Genomic DNA, 15,548 nt, shown 5'->3' with positions numbered 1-15,548 from the left:
GGATTTGTGGGGCGGGATAGAACGAAGTATGTCGCCGTTATTGAATTTCGATGGGACCGGCGGATGTGAAGAGGGCAAAACGAGCGGCAGGGAAAACTGCTGAACGCCGCCGATGAAACCCATACCATTGTCGAGGCAACCTGAACCCTGCGCCATACGGGGCAGTCCTTATCGTCAAGAACAGCATTCGGGGAACGGCGACGGCGGCAAGCCTATGGGCTACAGGAGCGATCGGCACGGCAGTAGGGCTCGGCGCTTACGACACAGCGATTGTTCTTGCGATTGTCACCTTTCTCACGCTGCGGCTCATGAAGAATTTCAAGCCCTCGAAAGACGAAGAGGATCTCCGGGAAGGAGACCGAGGGTCCGCCGGAGCACAGATAGATAGCCCGTCCCGGACATAAGGCGGGCATGCGGATAACTCCTCAGGAAATTCGCCACCGGTTCACCGGTAAGCACACGTCCCATTAAGGTGGAGCACCGCAAGCGAGTGGACCTCAAGGCGTACTGGCGGTGTGCATGATTTCTTCCGGAATTCTCGCAATTTCCTCAAGAATCGACTCGGCTCGAACCCGGAAAACCTCCCTTCTCGGCAACACGCGACAGATTACCGAACTCGGCTCTTACGCGGCAACCCGCGGCCGTTTCAGATACGCCGCGATCTCCGCTATACTGACAATCAGCAGGCCGTGGCCTGGTCGAGCAAAATCGGCAGAAGTGCTTTTCCCGTCGATCAGCGCCCGGGCGGTCGCTGCACGGTCGGCGGCGGATATGCCGGTCGTCGTTTCGCGGATATAGTCGACTGATACGGTGAATGCCGTCTGCTGGGATTCCGTGTTTTGGGGCACCATGAGAGGGATCGCCAACCTGTCGAGGTCTTCGCCCTCGATTGCGATACACACAAGCCCGCGCGCATACCGCATCATAAAAGCGATTGATTGCGCCGTTACGGCCTCCGTCGCGACGACGATGTCACCCTCGTTCTCCCGGCCGGGGTCGTCGACCACGATGATCATCTCGCCGCGGGCGATTGCCGCGATTCCGTCCTCGATGTTCGCTATGGTCATGTCTGAGCCTATTTCGGCACGCCTGGCTGGAGCGTCGAAACGCTTCCCTGATACATCAATGCCGGCTCGCCGGAGCCTAGCCGGAAATCGACGAGCCGGCCAATAGCGATAGTCGCGCCATGCCGCTCAATCAGTTCCTCCAGGCGGCAATCGAGGACGCCGAGCGCTTTCGACAGAGCCGGTGCACCGGAAGAGAGCGTCGACCATCGATTTGCCTCGAACCGGTCGGCACCCTTCGCAGCGGTCTTGCCACCAAAGATGTCGATTAGGTCCCTGTCGTCGAGAGTGAGGTAATTGATTGCGAAGTGCCCGGCATTGCGAATCGTCCCCAGCGCCGACGTCGTGTTGCCCACCGAGACCATCAGCATCGGTGGCGAGGCCGAAAGGTGCGTGGGGGAAAGCCCCAAGAAGCCGGCCGGCCCGGCCGCATCCCGTGCCGTGACGATGGAGGCGCCGCATGCCCGCGTCCCGACTGCTTTCCAGAATTCTCCCGGGCCAATATCCCGTTCGGAAGATGAAGTCATGGTAGTTTTCGCCCCTGTATCTTTCGAATTACGCCGCGGGTTCCCATTCCTTGCCGGGAATGGCCGATATCAGCTGGCGCGTGTAATCATGGGTCGGAGCGCGAAATATCTGGGAGGGCGGGCCGTATTCCACCACCCTCCCACGGTGCATCACCGCAACATCGTCGCAGATCTGGCTGGCAATCCGCAGGTCGTGGGTGATAAAGACGATGGCGACGTTCAACTCTTTCTGGATCTTCCCCAGGAGCTGTAGAACCTGCGCCTGGATAGAGACATCAAGCGCCGATACCGCTTCGTCTGCGATAAGCACCAGCGGATCGAACATCAGTGCGCGGGCGATCCCCACGCGTTGGCGCTGGCCTCCGGAGAATTCGTGCGGGTAGCGGTCATAGGCGCCATGGTCCAAGCCTACCAGCTCGAGAAAGCGCAAGGCCTTCGCCCGGGCTTCGAAAAGCGGAATATCATGGGCCATCGGACCGGAGGTCAGAATACGGCCGATCGTATGGCGAGGATTGAGCGAGGCAAACGGATCCTGGAACACCATCTGAATGAATGGGCGCATCGTGCGGAATTCGTCTTCCCTAAGGCGCGCGATGTCCTGTCCGTTGAAGATGATCTGGCCCTCATCGCTGTTCATCAGCTTGACCAGCAATCGGCCGAGCGAAGACTTGCCAGAGCCGCTCTCGCCGACGATCCCCAGCGTCTGACCCTTGCGGACCGAGATATTCACATCGTTGACGGCATGTACGGTTCGGCTCGGTCTCAACAGTCCGCCGATCCGGAAGGTCTTCATGAGGCCGCGGGTTTCCAGCACGATCGGGGGTTCGTCCGGCTTGGCTCGGTCGCCTTCACTCATGCGCGGGACCGCGGCGATCAGCCGTTGCGTATAAGAATGCCCGGGCGTGGTCAGCACCTTCGAGGCGGGACCCTGTTCGACCAGATGGCCCTTTTCCATGACGATGACACGGTCGGCGATCTCCGCCACGACGCCAAAATCATGGGTGATGAACATCACGCTCATATTCTTGCGGCGCTGAATCCTGCGGATCAACTCGAGAATCTGCGCTTGCGTCGTTACGTCCAGTGCCGTGGTCGGCTCGTCGGCGATTAGAACGTCAGGGTCGAGAGCGAGCGCCATGGCGATCATCACACGCTGGCGCTGCCCGCCCGAAAGGCGGAAAGGATATTGGCGCACCATTACTTCGGGTTCGGGCAAGCCGACTTCGTGGAGGAGGTCGATGACCTTTTCCGAGCGGCTCTGCGGTGTACCAACCTTATGGGCAGTCATCACCTCAACGATTTGGTCACCGATCGTCATGACCGGGTTGAGGGAGGAGAGGGGATCCTGGAACACCATAGAGGCCGCGCGGCCACGAAGACTGCGAAGCTTCTGTGGATCGGCATTCAGCATGTCCACGCCATTTAAGGTGATGCTGCCAGCCGAAACCCGGATTGCCGGCGGGAGAAGGCCCATGATGGCATTGGCCGTCACCGACTTGCCAGAGCCGGATTCACCGATGATGCATAGGATTTCTCCCGGCATCAGATCGAAGGAAATGTTGTTGACCGCGTGGCGCCGTTCCATGGTGCGAGGAAGGTCCACCGTCAGTCCCTTGACGGATAGAATAGGCGAGATGGCTGCACCATCGGCTGGGTTCTGTTCGGTCACCTTTAGTCCCCTTTTATTCTCAAGTCATATCTTCGCTGCTGATCGCGACCGTCTTCACGCGGCGCCGTCAACGACCGTCTTTTCTGCCAGGCCATCGATGAAGCGCGCCAGCACATCGCGCGTCACTTCCAGCCTCTCAGGCGGAATGCCCGCCAATTGTTCCCGTTCGTATTCCTGAAGCCGCATCCGGATCGATCTGGCCAGTTTATGGCCGGCTTCCGAAAGGCTGAACTGGCCGCCCTCCGTCTGCGTGAGGCCGCCGCGCTGCAGAAGCTCGCCCAGCGCGTCCTCGACGGTCTGGGGCGTCATGTAAACCTGGCGAATGATGGCCTGTCGCGACATCGGCGACTGGCGGGTCAACGCAGACAGGATGCGGCTTTGAACAAGGGAAATGTTCTCCTCGCGGCGATGACGCTCGAAAGCGGCCGACGAATTGTGATGCGCCAGATAGAGAAGCGTTGTCAGCGGCAGTTCGCGCAGGGAACGGACCGTCTGGGGTGCCGTTGCATCGCTGGCCTGCGCCTTGAAGGCCGGATGCTCGTCGACGACGCCATACTGGCCCTGCGCGTAGAGCAGCGCTTTTCCGACATGGCGCTTGTGGCGCAGAACCCTGCCGATCAGGATGATATGATCTCCGCCGTCCTGGACCGCAAACGTGCTGCATTCCAGCGTGGCAATCGCGCCCGTGATCATCGGCGATCCTCCGATCCCCGGCTGCCAGGAAACGTCGCTGAACTTGTCTTCCTTGGAGCTGGAAAGCTTCTGCGATACGTCGATCTGGTGTTCCCCCAGAATGCTGACACAGAAATGCGACGCAGTGCTGAAGGTGGCGAAACTTCGGGAGGTGCGGGCGATCGACCAGAGGATCAAGGGCGGATCGAGTGACAGGGAACTGAAGGAGTTTGCCGTGACGCCGACTGGCCGGCCATCCTGTTCCGTCGCGATGACGGTGACGCCGGTCGCGAACTGACCCAGCGTCCGACGGAAAGCCTTGGGGTCCTCGGAAGGCTCTCCCGCTTCGATCGAGATGGAGTTGTCGATATCCTGCATCTTTCTGTTCCCTTATGATTTGGATCTGCGTCCAAATTCATCAAATTTTGTATATCGTATAATACTTCAATCGCATTGCCCGTCAACCTGACCAGGATCGAAGCTCATGACCGGTCGGCTGCCCTCAGGCAGCCGAGTTCTTCATCGTCGAAACGGCATGCGAACCCGGTTCCCGGGACAGGCGGGCCAAAACCGTATTGATAACTTCCTTGAGATGTTCGCGCATGGCGCGAGCGGACCCGTCGGCGTCTCCGGCAATGATGCGGTCGACAATCGCGTCGTGATGTTCAGCGGCGCTTTTCGTCAGCGTCTCCCGTTCGTTCGCATAGTTGCGGGCGCGGCTGACATGCCACATCACCGTCTCATGCATCTTTGCAAGAGTATTGTTGTTGCAGCCCAGCACGATGGCGCGATGGAATTCGTCGTTCAGTGCGTAATACTTGCTGATCTGGCCGTTCTTGGCCGCAACCGCCATCGCCTTGTGCAGCCGCTCGATCTCGCGGATGGCTGCGGAAGGCTGCAGTTCCGCCACCTTCATCGCCGACATCTGCTCAAGCCCGCTCATGACCTCCAGCTTTTCGGCGAGATCGGGCGGATCGAGCGGCGTGACGATCGCTCCCACATGCGGAAGCAGCGTTACAAGGCCCTCGACTTCAAGGATTTTCAGCACGTCACGCAGCGGGGTGCGCGATACGCCGAATTCTTCGCAAAGCTCCATTTCCGGCAGGCGTTCGTCGGGCGCCCAGCGGTTCAGCACGATGTCGCGCCGGATATGCGGAAGGATCTGCTCGTGGATCGGCTCCTTGGAGACGACCCGCATCCTGCTGCCGGCATCACCCTTGCGTCTGGAACCGATCGCCTTGTCCGGCGTCCTTGCTTTGCTAACCAAAAGTATTCCTCCAAATAAAAGGGCTCATTTGTTGAGCCTCTCGAAAAATCGCAGAAAACGCTACGAAATTTCGTATATTGTATAGGGCTTTCAATCAATGGTAGGGGTGGCCGAAATCCCCTGAAAACGTCTTAGGGCCACCTCAATTCGCATGGGCAGGCTCTTACGAGCGTTTGGATTCGCCTTCCTTCCAGAAGACATCCCCATAGCTGTAGATCGATTCCGCCGCCCAGCTGTGGAGATTTCCGAAGGCGGAATTGAAAGCCGAGTAGGCCGCATTCTCGTACAGCCAGACAAGCGCTGCATCCTCGCAGAGCACCGCAGACGCTTCCTTGTAAAGCACCGCGCGCTTCTGGCGATCAGGGTCTCCGGCGGCTTTTGCGAGCAGGTCATCGACCTTCGGATTGCGGTAGCCGATGCCGTTCGTGAACGGAATCGGCCGGATGTTGGACGAGATATACTGGCGCTGCATGCCCATGGCCGGATCTGGACCCGTGGTCAGGCTCTGGATGAACATGTCGTATTCGCGCTTGGTATAGACGGCCTCGGTGGTCGTCGCGGCGTCCATGCTGAGTACTTCGGCGGCGATGCCGACTTTCTTGAGTTGTTCCGCAATGATTTGCGCCGCCTTGAGGTTGGCCTCGATCGTGCGCGTCACCACGATGCCGGCCTTGAAGCGGATGCCGTTGCCGTCTTTCGCCACGCCCGCCTCGTCCAGAAGCCGGTTGGCCTCGGCGATGTTGAAGGGATATTGTTTGGTGTCGGGATTGTAGGCCCAGGCGATTTCGCTGGATATCGGGCCTGTGGCGATCTTGCTGAGGCCATAATTTGCCTTGGCGATGATGAAGTCGCGATCGATCGCATGGGTAATGGCGCGGCGCACACGCACATCGTTGTAGGGTGCCTTGTCGAGGTTCATCATCAGTTCGACGATCGACCCCCAGGCTTCGTGGCCCTTACTGACGACAGTGAGGTCGGCGTTCTTTTGGAGGTCGGCGACCATGGACGGCGGCAGATCGAAATAGGCGACGTAGTCGATCTCGCCGGCTTCCAGCGCGCGCACCCGCGCCGATGCCTCCGGAATGAAGCGGGTGACGATCCGCTCGACATAAGGCTGGTTTTTCTTGAAATAGGCGTCGTTGCGCAGAAGGGTCAGTTCCCGGCCGCGTGCCCACTGCGAGAACTTGAAAGGTCCCGTGCCGATCGGCTTGAGATTGGCCGGATTGTTCATGATATCCGTGCCGTCATAAATGTGCTTCGGCTGGATATAGCTCTGTCCCGCGACGAAGGTCATGAACACGTCGTTCGGCGATTTCAGCGTGAAGACGACGGTATTGGCGTCAGGCGTCGTTACCGAGGCGACGAAGGCGCCGAGCGACTTTCCGATATTGTGGTATTCGAAAAGCACCTTCTCGAAGGTGAACTTGACGTCGTCGGACGAGAACGGCTTGCCATCGTGCCAGGTGACGCCTTCCTCAAGCTTGAACGTATAGATCAGGCCGTCGTCCGACACGGTCCACGATCTGGCGAGATCCGCTGAAGGCGTGAAGTCGCTCTTCAGGCCGACCAGCTTACTGAAGATCGGGTTGGAGATCAGCTTGGTGGCGGAATCCGTCGTGATGTTCTGGTTGAGGTGGCGCGGTTCGGTGCCGCTGCCGACAACGAACGTGCCACCATAAAGCGGCATATCCGCGGCGCGGGCAAAACCCGGCATGGCCACATACGGAAGAGCGGCAGCGGCGGCCAACCCCTGTAGGACGGCGCGCCGGTTGACGCTGACACTGCCTGCAGTTTCGGTTTTGCGTTTTGTCATGAAATTCTCCCAGTCCATTCCCGTTGTCTGTTCTTCTGATCGCGCTCTGTTGTCATGAATGCCCGCCGGTTTCCCGCCCGCGAGCATCTGGAATATCAGGCCGAGCGCTTCATCCGCGTCGCCGGATGGGCCGGCCGGGCAAGGCCGAGGTTGTCACGAAGAGTCCTGCCCTCGTAATCGGTGCGGAAAAGCCCGCGCTTCTGAAGCACCGGCACGACCAGGTTGAGGAATTCGTAAAGCCCGTCGGGGAAATACGGCGCCATGATGTTAAAACCGTCGCATGCGCCCGCATTGAACCAGTCCTCCATCGTGTCGGCGATGCTTTCCGGGGTGCCGCAAAGCTGCAAATGGCCGGCAGCACCCGTGACTCTCATGTAGAGCTGGCGGATCGTAAGGTTGTTGTCGCGCGCCATCTTGAGAAGCGGCTCCCGGTGGCTCTTGACGCCGTCGAGCGTCGGGAGATTGTCCGGCAGCGGGCCGTCGAGATTGTAGCCGGAAAGGTCACCGAAGGTCCGGGCGAGCATGGCAAGGCCCACCTTGGGATGTATGAATTCCTGGATACGCTGGTATTTGGCCTGCGCCTCTTCCATCGTCTTGCCGACCACCGGCATGATACCCGGCATCACAAGCGCCTGATCCGTCGAGCGGCCGTATTTGCCGAAGCGGCCCTTAACGCTCTCGTAGAAGCCGCGCGCATCGTCACGCTTCTGCTTGGCGGTGTAGATGAGATCCGCCGTGCGTGCCGCCAGTTCCTGACCGGGCTCGGACGATCCGGCCTGGGCGATGACCGGGTAGCCCTGCGGCGGGCGGGCGATATTCAGCGGTCCGCGCACCGAGAAATCCTCACCGACATGATTGAGGACATGCATCTTGGCCGGGTCGAAATACCGGCCGCCTTCCTTGTCGCGCAGGAAAGCGTCGTCCTCCCAGCTGTCCCAGAGGCCGCGCACGACATCGACAAACTCCTCCGCCCGGCCGTAGCGGACGGAGTGCTCGAGATGCTTGTCTCGGCTGAAATTTTTGGCCTCGGCCTCGCTCCAGGATGTCACCACGTTCCAGCCGACGCGACCGCCGCTGATGAAATCCAGCGAGGCGAACTTGCGAGCGATATGGAAGGGCTCGTTATAGGTGGTGGAGGCGGTGGCGATGTAACCGATCTTTTCCGTGGATGCCGCAAGCCCGGCAATCAGGGTGAGGGGCTCGAACTGGTCGATGCGGCCGCTATAGCTTAGCGCGTCATCGTCGCTGGCGGCGGTGCGTACCGCAATGCCATCGGCCAGGAAGATGAAATGGATCTTGGCCTGCTCGGCGGCCTGCGCCATTTCCTTCCAGAGCGAAAAGTCGAGCGCCGCATCCGCACGTGCCTCCGGCAGCCGCCAGCCTGCCGGATGGGTGCCGTTCGATACCAGGCTGAGGCCTATCTTCAACTGTCGCTCGCTCATTTTCCCTTGTCCCTCTAGAAGGAATGCTCCCGGACCAGCCACGCCTTCGCGTATCTGCGAGTTTGTTACCACACCGGCGGCCATCACGTGCATATCGTATATTGTGCACGACGGCGATCTAAATCCCGTTATTTGCGGTTGTCAATAGTGAAAAAACAAACTTTTGCCTGATGCTTCATCATAATTGCGGTGAGCAAAACGTATACAAATCAAATATATAGGCTGTCTTCCGGAAAGTCTTCGACAGAAAATTAACGCTTGCAAACCACCAAGAGTTATGATGCTATGATATACATTATACAATATGTTGCGGACCAAGAAGCCACCTAAAGGCCTGCGGCGGGGACAAATCACAAGAGGAAAGACTTTGGCTACGGATCTTATGAACCCAGCAATCTCTTCGCCTGAGAGGAAACGCAGTGTGAAGGAAAACCTGAAAACGCTGCAATTCATCTCGTTGAAGATCCTGAGCGCTGTCCCCATGCTGATCGGTGTGATTACAGTGAATTTCATCCTCGTGCATCTAGCGCCAGGCGATCCGGTCAGTATTCTGGTTGGTGAAAGCGAACCGACGGAGGCGCAGCTGGCCGCGCTTTACGCCAAGCTCGGCCTGGATCAGCCGCTTTACGTCCAGTACTGGGAATACCTGAAATCGGTGATGACCGGCGATCTTGGTTACTCCTACGTTCTGCAATCCGACGTTCTGACGCTGATCGCTGGGCGCGTTCCGCCGACCCTGCTGCTGATGCTGACATCGCTGATCATCTTCACGGTGATCGGGGTCGTCCTGGCTGTGGCGGTTGCGCGCAAGCCGCGTTCGGCCTTTGACCGCATTGGCTCGTTTCTCGCCGTTATCGGTTATTCCGTCCCGGCCTTCTGGCTGGCGCAGCTCGCCCTTTTGTATTTCGCGCTGAACCTTCGCTGGTTTCCGACAAGCGGCATGACCAACAGCCGGCATGTCTATCACGGGTTCGGCTATGTCTGGGACGTCGCCCTCCACCTCGTTCTTCCCGCTTTCGTCCTGGGAATGCGCTATCTCGCCATCAATTTTCGCTACGCGCGCGCTTCCATGCGCGACGCGCTGTCGCAGGACTACATCACCACCGCAAAGGCCAAGGGCTTAAGCGAGGGCCGCATTCTTTTCCACGCCTTCCGCAATGGCATATTGCCCGTCATCACGGTGTTCGGGTTGAATGTCACGGACATCCTGGCCGGTGCGGTGTTGACCGAGATCGTCTTCGGCTGGCCGGGCCTTGGGCGCCTGATGTACGACGCCATGTATGCCCGCGATTATCCCTTGCTGATGGGCATGTTCGTCTTCGTCTCGATCGGCATCATCATCACCAATCTGGTGATCGACATCATCTACAGCATCTTCGACCCGCGCGTGGGGCAAGCTTAATGACCATTCCAGATCATCACATCGCCGCCCCCGGTATCCGCGGACGCATCTCCGGGCTTTTCGATCCGATCCGGGCCTTGCGGCTCGAGGGATCGGCGACGGTCGCCTTTATCACGCTTTGCGTCATGGCAGTCTTCGCCATCCTCGTCCCGCCGTTCCTCGGCGACGTCAACACGATGGGCAACAATTCCTTCGATCCACCAAGCCTTGCGCATTTCATGGGTACGGACGATCTTGGCCGCGACGTGTTCAGCCGGTTCGCATACGGCGCCCGGACATCGCTGATGGTCGGCGTGCTTGCCGCCATCACCGCCTGCATCATCGGCGTGACGCTCGGCGCCGTATCGGGTTATTGTCGGGGTTTCGTCGATATTGTCCTAATGCGCATCGCCGAACTGTTCCAGGTCATTCCGCGCTTCTTCCTGGCGCTGCTGATCATCGCGCTGTTCGGCAGCAATATTCTCTTCATTATCCTGACGATCGGCCTCCTGGGCTGGCCGGAAGTGGCGCGTATCACCCGCGGCGAATTCCTCAGCCTGCGCGAGCGCGAATACGTGCTCGCGGCGCGCGCCGGCGGACAGAAAGGGCAGGTCATCATCTTTTCGGAAATCTTGCCGAACGCCATGCCGCCGCTGATCGTTGCGATGACCATGCAGGTGTCCTCGGCGATCCTGCTCGAAGCGGGCCTGAGCTTCCTCGGTCTTGGCGACTCGGCCAACCCAAGCTGGGGCCTGATGCTCAACGAGGCGCAGCAGTTCCTGACCCGCGCCTGGTGGATGGCGGTGTTTCCGGGGCTTGGCATCCTTGTCGTGGTCGCGGCACTCAATGTCTTCGGGGACCACCTGACCGATGTGCTCAATCCGAGGCTGAGGGCAGGGCGGTAGGCGGATTTCACTGAATTCGGCGACCCCGGATGACGTGAAGTCGTCGCGCTAAAATCGTATGCAATATTACGCGTGCAATATATCGGCTCCCTATCGGGCCGGCAAACAAAGAAAATGCAGGACGGACACGAGAATGCGTAAGCTGAAGGTAGGTATAATTGGTGGGGGCATAGGCGGCGTCGCGCTGGCCGCTTCGCTGAAAAGACGCGGAATCGACTCGCATATCTTCGAGCGTGCACCCGCGTTCGGCGAAGTCGGTGCGGGCATCCAGATGACGCCCAACGCCGTCAAGATCATGCGGGCGCTGGATGTATTCGAGCCCCTGCAAAAGATCAGTTTCCTACCGCAGAACATCATCGGCCGGAACTGGAAGACGGCGCGCGAGATGTGGCGCACGCCGCTTGCCGAGGATTGCCCGCGGCTTTACGGAGCGCCCTTCTTCCACGTCCATCGCGCCGACCTGCATCGTATCCTGCTCGAGCGTATCGATCTCGAGGCGACGACGCTCGGAACGGCTTGCATGGAGGTCGGCCAGAAGGGAAACACCGCGTTTGCGACCTTCGCGGATGGGAAGGAATTCGAGGCCGACGTGATCATCGGCGCGGACGGTATCCATTCGACGGTCCGTAAGTCGCTGTTCGGCGATGAGCCGTCGCTCTTCACCGGCAACATGTGCTGGCGCGCGGTCGTGCCCTTCGATAAGCCACCCTTCGATTATGTGACGCCCGACAGCTCGTTCTGGCTGGGGCCGAACGGCCATGTCGTCACCTATTACGTGTCGGGCGGTGCTGCGGTGAACATCGTCGCGGTTCTGGAAACCAAAGACTGGGTCCAGGAATCCTGGAACGTCCGCTCCAGCCGTGACGAACTGCTGGCCGGTTACAAGGGCTGGCACGAGAACTTGCAGAAACTCTTCTCGCGCGCCGATAATGTCTTCAAATGGGGCCTCTTCGACCGCGATCCGATGCCGACCTGGACCAAGGGCCGTATGACCCTGCTCGGCGATGCCGCGCATCCGATGCTACCTTTCCTGTCGCAGGGGGCGGCCATGGCGATCGAGGATGGTTTCGTACTGTCCGGCGCCTTGTCCGACACGGCCGATGTACCCGAAGCACTGAAGCGGTATGAGAGCCTGCGACGTCCGCGCACGAGCCGCGTCCAGCTGGAATCGCGTGAGCGTGGCCGCACCTATCACCTCAGTTCCAGGTTCGCGCAGATTAAGCGCGACCTCGGTTACCGTTGGAAAAGCTTCATCAATCCGCAATCGAGCGGGCTGGGAGCAAACTGGGTCTACGAATACGACGCGGCCGCCCAGTTGCGCGACACGCGCCCCCTCAGTCAGGCAGCGGAGTAAAGCGATGTCCTCTGCACAAGTCCGCCAGGTTTATACGACGGCAGGGTTCGGAGCGCGTCTCGAACGCGGCAAGCGTCTCGCCATCGTCGTCGTCGATTTCACCTATGGTTTCACGGATCCGGTTTATCCGACCGCGTCCGACATGACGAGCCAGGTGGAAGCGACCCGAACGCTCCTCGATATGGCGCGCAGCCGCAACCTGCCGGTGATCTTCACCACCATCGCCTATGAAAAGGGACACGTCAAAACGTTGGCGTGGCTGCGCAAGGCAACGGGAATGGCATCGCTTCTCCTCGGCACGCGTCTAGTCGAGATCGATGGGCGCCTTGGCCGTCGTGAGGACGAAGTGCTCGTCGTCAAGCACGGAGCATCCGCCTTCTTCGGCACGGACCTCGCGTCGCATCTCGCCGCTCTGCATGTCGATACGGTCGTGATCACCGGCGCAACCACCAGCGGATGTGTGCGCGCCAGTGCTGTCGATGCGGTGCAGAGCGGCTTCGATGTTCTCGTGCCGCGCGAATGCGTCGCCGACCGGGCATCGGTTCCCCACGACGCCAACCTTTTCGATATCGACCAGAAATATGGCGACGTCATCGGTCTGGATGACGCGCTGGACTATCTCGCCGGTGTGGCCATCCGCCAGGCCTGACGCCCGAACCACAACCCAATACCCGCAAGCTTTCGTTCCGTAAGGATCGGGAAAGGAGGAACTTATGCATCGTATAGGACTGATCGTTCCAAGCTCCAACACCACGATGGAGACGGAAATCCCGCTCATGCTGGCCGCGCATGCGAAGCAGCACGGTTCGCAGTTCACGTTCCACGCCAGCCGCGCCCGGCTGAAAACGGTGGATGTGGAATCACTGTCCTGCATGGTCAACGACGGCGAGCGCTGCGCAGCCGAAGTCGGTGACGCAAGCATCGATGTCGCGGCCTATGCCTGCCTCGTCGCTCTCATGTCTCGCGGCGCCGGCGCCCATCACGGTATCGAGGCAAAACTCAACGGCGTCATCAAACAGGAAACCGGCCGCAACGTGCCTATCGTCAGCAGCGCGGGCGCACTGGTCCGCACGATCAACGATCTCGGCCTGCGCAAGATCGCGCTGGTCGCACCCTATATGCCGCCGCTCACCAAAATGGTCATCGATTATATCGAGGCCGAAGGCATTACCGTTGTCGATAGCATCAGCCTTTCCGTATCGGACAATCTGATGGTCGGACGTCTCGATCCGGCAGCACTGCCCGGATATGTCTCGCGGCTTGATCTTTCAAAGGCCGATGGCATCGTGCTGAGCGCCTGCGTGCAGATGCCGTCCTTCCCGTCGGTGCAGCTCGTCCAGGACCAGACCGGCCTGCCGGTGCTGACGGCTGCGACATCGACCGTCCGCGAGATCCTGCTGTCGCTTGGTCTTGAACCTTCTGTCCCCGGTGCCGGCGCCGCACTCGGCAATATCCCCCTCAGGAAGGCTGCCTGAGATGGTGATCGAGATTTCCGGAAAATCCCAGTTCGTCGAAGCCAATGGCCTGCGCCACCACCTGCTCGTTTATGGGGAAGCTGAAAAAGGCACGGTCATCATGCTGCCGGGGATTACCAGTCCGGCGGCGACCGCAGATTTCCTTGCGGTGCCCATTTCGGAATTCGGTTTCCGTGTCGTGGTGCCGGATCTGCGCGGCCGTGGCCAGACCGATATCGCGCCGGCCGGAAGCTATCGGATCGAGGACTATGCGGCGGATGTGACGGGCATCGTCGGCGCCCTCGGCATCACCGACCAGATCGTCATCGGCCACTCGCTCGGCGCCCGCATCGCGGCTGCCTATGCGGTACTGCATGCGCCCGATGGCCTGCGCAACCTGATCCTTGTCGATCCGCCGACATCCGGACCCGATCGCGGTCCGTATCCGACGACGCAGGAATCGTTCCTGTCCCAGATGAATGAGGCAAAACGCGGCAGTTCGCTGGAGGAAGTCCGGCGCTTCTATCCGAAATGGCCGGAGCGCGAGCTTAGGCTGCGTCTGGAAGTCCTACCGAGCTGCGACGAGACGGCCGTGCTGGAAACCCATGCAAATTTTCAGGCGGAAGACTTCTTCCCGTTCTGGAAGAAGCTGACGCGGCCGGCGATCCTGCTGCGCGGTGCAGAAAGCCCGGTCGTGACGCCGTCTGCTGCCGCTGATCTGGCTGCGGCCAATCCGACGATCCCGATCATCGCCATTCCGGGGGCAGGGCACATGGTCCCCTGGGACAATTTCCGCGGCTTCTTCGAAGTCCTCACGCCGGTGCTTACCGGCGGGCGCAAGCACTGACCACAAACGAGTAGAAAGGGAACGACAATCATGGATATCAGCACTTTAACGGCCATATGCAAAATCCAACTCGAACTCAGCGGCGTACATGAGGGTGAAAAGGTCATCGTGCTTTCGCAGGGCAGCGACCGCCTCGATTATGCGGACGCATTCCTCGCCGCCGGCCAGATGCTCGGCGCGCGCATGTACCATATGCGCCTGCCCGCACCGATGCCCGGCAATGGCGCCTGGGCCGTCGGTGAAACCGGCCTGGCAGGAAATCCGGACGCAGTCGAAGCGTTGAAACAGGCCGACATGGTCGTCGATCTGATCTTCCTGCTGTTCAGCGACGAGCAGATGGCGATCCAGGCCGCCGGCACGCGTATCGTCACGGCCGTGGAGCCCGCCGATCTCCTGGCCCGGCTTATTCCGACCAAGGAACTACGCGAACGGGTCGAAGTGGGCGCGGAGCTCCTTTCCAAGGCCAAGGTGATGCGCATCACAAACGAGCACGGCACGGATGTCACCTACAAGATCGGCATGTATCCGACCATGAGCGAATACGGCTATTCCGACGAGCCGGGCCGCTGGGACCATTGGCCAGCCGGTTTCGTTTTCACCGGCGGCGCTGATGACGGCGTCGACGGCCAGATCGTAGTGGCGCCGGGCGACGTGCTGCTGCCGTTTAACACCTACGCGCGCGATCCCATCACCTACACGATCGAGAAGGGCATCATCCGCGACATTCGCGGCGGTCTCGATGCGGAGCTAGTGAAATCCTACATGGCCGGCTTCAACGATCCGCGCGGCTTCGGCATGTCGCATGTCGGCTGGGGTCTTGACGGGCGCGCCAAGTGGCATGGCCTGACCCAGTTCCCGGGTGGCATGGGAATGGAGCTGCGTTCCTTCTACGGCAATGTGATGTTCTCTACCGGCCCGAACAACGAGCTCGGTGGCCCCAACGACACCGCATGCCATCTCGATATCCCGATGCGCAATTGCAGCCTTTTCCTTGATGACAAGCCGATCGTGATGAACGGCGAAATCACCATCAAGGAAATGCAGCCGGCAAAACGCGCCTGACGAACTACGATCCATGTAATGACACCGAGGCGAGCGACACCGGCCGGCGCGCTCGCTGTCCCTTTTACGACAATCAGGAAACGGGAACCGG

13 protein-coding genes and 2 pseudogenes are annotated in these 15,548 nt (G+C 60.0%); 8 read left to right on the top strand and 7 right to left on the bottom strand.

The annotated features are described in order from the left end of the window. Window positions 1-158 precede the first annotated feature (158 nt). Window positions 159-404, top strand: a pseudogene (locus tag PMI07_RS34080) (MgtC/SapB family protein); the annotation flags it as partial. Window positions 405-626: 222 nt separating this feature from the next. Here PMI07_RS34080 and PMI07_RS14770 read toward each other — a convergent pair. From PMI07_RS14770 to PMI07_RS14740, 7 genes and pseudogenes are all read right to left on the bottom strand, one after another. After that, a pseudogene (locus tag PMI07_RS14770) lies at window positions 627-1,067 on the bottom strand (3,4-dihydroxy-2-butanone-4-phosphate synthase); the annotation flags it as partial. A gap of 8 nt (window positions 1,068-1,075) precedes the next feature. After that, complete coding sequence (locus tag PMI07_RS14765; protein ID WP_007767496.1) at window positions 1,076-1,591, bottom strand: flavin reductase family protein; 516 nt, start codon at window positions 1,589-1,591, stop codon at window positions 1,076-1,078. 28 nt (window positions 1,592-1,619) lie between these two features. Beyond that, window positions 1,620-3,176, bottom strand: a complete 1,557-nt coding sequence (locus PMI07_RS14760) for an ABC transporter ATP-binding protein (RefSeq protein WP_245277162.1) — start codon at window positions 3,174-3,176, stop codon at window positions 1,620-1,622. A gap of 138 nt (window positions 3,177-3,314) precedes the next feature. Next, a complete protein-coding gene (locus tag PMI07_RS14755; RefSeq protein WP_007767500.1) occupies window positions 3,315-4,310 on the bottom strand; it encodes a flavin reductase in 996 nt (331 codons plus the stop codon). A gap of 124 nt (window positions 4,311-4,434) precedes the next feature. Further along, the gene (locus PMI07_RS14750) at window positions 4,435-5,199 is read right to left on the bottom strand and encodes a GntR family transcriptional regulator (protein WP_007767501.1); all 765 of its coding nucleotides are present in this window, start codon (window positions 5,197-5,199) and stop codon (window positions 4,435-4,437) included. A 163-nt stretch (window positions 5,200-5,362) separates the two neighbouring features. Next, the gene (locus PMI07_RS14745) at window positions 5,363-7,012 is read right to left on the bottom strand and encodes an ABC transporter substrate-binding protein (protein WP_007767502.1); all 1,650 of its coding nucleotides are present in this window, start codon (window positions 7,010-7,012) and stop codon (window positions 5,363-5,365) included. A 95-nt stretch (window positions 7,013-7,107) separates the two neighbouring features. Beyond that, a complete protein-coding gene (locus tag PMI07_RS14740; RefSeq protein WP_007767503.1) occupies window positions 7,108-8,454 on the bottom strand; it encodes an LLM class flavin-dependent oxidoreductase in 1,347 nt (448 codons plus the stop codon). A 421-nt stretch (window positions 8,455-8,875) separates the two neighbouring features. Between PMI07_RS14740 and PMI07_RS14735 the strand changes: the two genes are divergently transcribed. The 7 genes from PMI07_RS14735 to PMI07_RS14705 all read left to right on the top strand — a co-directional run bounded on the left by PMI07_RS14735 (window position 8,876) and on the right by PMI07_RS14705 (window position 15,457). Then, window positions 8,876-9,856 (top strand): ABC transporter permease, encoded by a 981-nt coding sequence (locus tag PMI07_RS14735; RefSeq protein ID WP_007767504.1) that lies wholly within the window; start codon window positions 8,876-8,878, stop codon window positions 9,854-9,856. Then, the gene (locus PMI07_RS14730; protein ID WP_007767506.1) at window positions 9,856-10,740 is read left to right on the top strand and encodes an ABC transporter permease; all 885 of its coding nucleotides are present in this window, start codon (window positions 9,856-9,858) and stop codon (window positions 10,738-10,740) included. The genes PMI07_RS14735 and PMI07_RS14730 overlap by 1 nt, the downstream gene beginning before the upstream one ends. Window positions 10,741-10,873: 133 nt before the next feature. Continuing rightward, window positions 10,874-12,094, top strand: a complete 1,221-nt coding sequence (locus tag PMI07_RS14725; protein WP_007767508.1) for an FAD-dependent monooxygenase — start codon at window positions 10,874-10,876, stop codon at window positions 12,092-12,094. A gap of 4 nt (window positions 12,095-12,098) precedes the next feature. Further along, on the top strand, window positions 12,099-12,743 hold the full coding sequence (locus PMI07_RS14720) for an isochorismatase family protein (protein WP_007767512.1): 645 nt from the start codon (window positions 12,099-12,101) through the stop codon (window positions 12,741-12,743). 64 nt (window positions 12,744-12,807) lie between these two features. Beyond that, window positions 12,808-13,569 carry an aspartate/glutamate racemase family protein gene (locus PMI07_RS14715; protein WP_007767515.1) on the top strand — a complete coding sequence of 254 codons (762 nt, stop codon included), beginning with the start codon at window positions 12,808-12,810 and terminating at the stop codon, window positions 13,567-13,569. 1 nt (window position 13,570) lies between these two features. Further along, window positions 13,571-14,395 (top strand): alpha/beta hydrolase, encoded by an 825-nt coding sequence (locus PMI07_RS14710; protein ID WP_007767516.1) that lies wholly within the window; start codon window positions 13,571-13,573, stop codon window positions 14,393-14,395. A 30-nt stretch (window positions 14,396-14,425) separates the two neighbouring features. Then, window positions 14,426-15,457, top strand: coding sequence for a hypothetical protein (locus PMI07_RS14705; RefSeq protein ID WP_007767518.1), 1,032 nt, complete (start codon window positions 14,426-14,428; stop codon window positions 15,455-15,457). Window positions 15,458-15,548: the final 91 nt, after the last annotated feature.

It is taken from the genome of Rhizobium sp. CF080 (genome assembly GCF_000282095.2).
Classification (GTDB): Bacteria; Pseudomonadota; Alphaproteobacteria; order Rhizobiales; family Rhizobiaceae; genus Neorhizobium.
Note: the sequence above shows the minus strand (reverse complement) of the source record. Positions and strands in the feature narration are given on the sequence as shown.

Coding starts and splice junctions, on each gene's coding strand:
- PMI07_RS14745 (WP_007767502.1), bottom strand. CDS start 7,012: ATGACAAAACGCAAAACCGAAACTGCAGGCAGTGTCAGCGTCAACCGG.
- PMI07_RS14725 (WP_007767508.1), top strand. CDS start 10,874: ATGCGTAAGCTGAAGGTAGGTATAATTGGTGGGGGCATAGGCGGCGTC.
- PMI07_RS14720 (WP_007767512.1), top strand. CDS start 12,099: ATGTCCTCTGCACAAGTCCGCCAGGTTTATACGACGGCAGGGTTCGGA.
- PMI07_RS14760 (WP_245277162.1), bottom strand. CDS start 3,176: ATGGAACGGCGCCACGCGGTCAACAACATTTCCTTCGATCTGATGCCG.
- PMI07_RS14755 (WP_007767500.1), bottom strand. CDS start 4,310: ATGCAGGATATCGACAACTCCATCTCGATCGAAGCGGGAGAGCCTTCC.
- PMI07_RS14740 (WP_007767503.1), bottom strand. CDS start 8,454: ATGAGCGAGCGACAGTTGAAGATAGGCCTCAGCCTGGTATCGAACGGC.
- PMI07_RS14765 (WP_007767496.1), bottom strand. CDS start 1,591: ATGACTTCATCTTCCGAACGGGATATTGGCCCGGGAGAATTCTGGAAA.
- PMI07_RS14705 (WP_007767518.1), top strand. CDS start 14,426: ATGGATATCAGCACTTTAACGGCCATATGCAAAATCCAACTCGAACTC.
- PMI07_RS14730 (WP_007767506.1), top strand. CDS start 9,856: ATGACCATTCCAGATCATCACATCGCCGCCCCCGGTATCCGCGGACGC.
- PMI07_RS14715 (WP_007767515.1), top strand. CDS start 12,808: ATGCATCGTATAGGACTGATCGTTCCAAGCTCCAACACCACGATGGAG.
- PMI07_RS14710 (WP_007767516.1), top strand. CDS start 13,571: ATGGTGATCGAGATTTCCGGAAAATCCCAGTTCGTCGAAGCCAATGGC.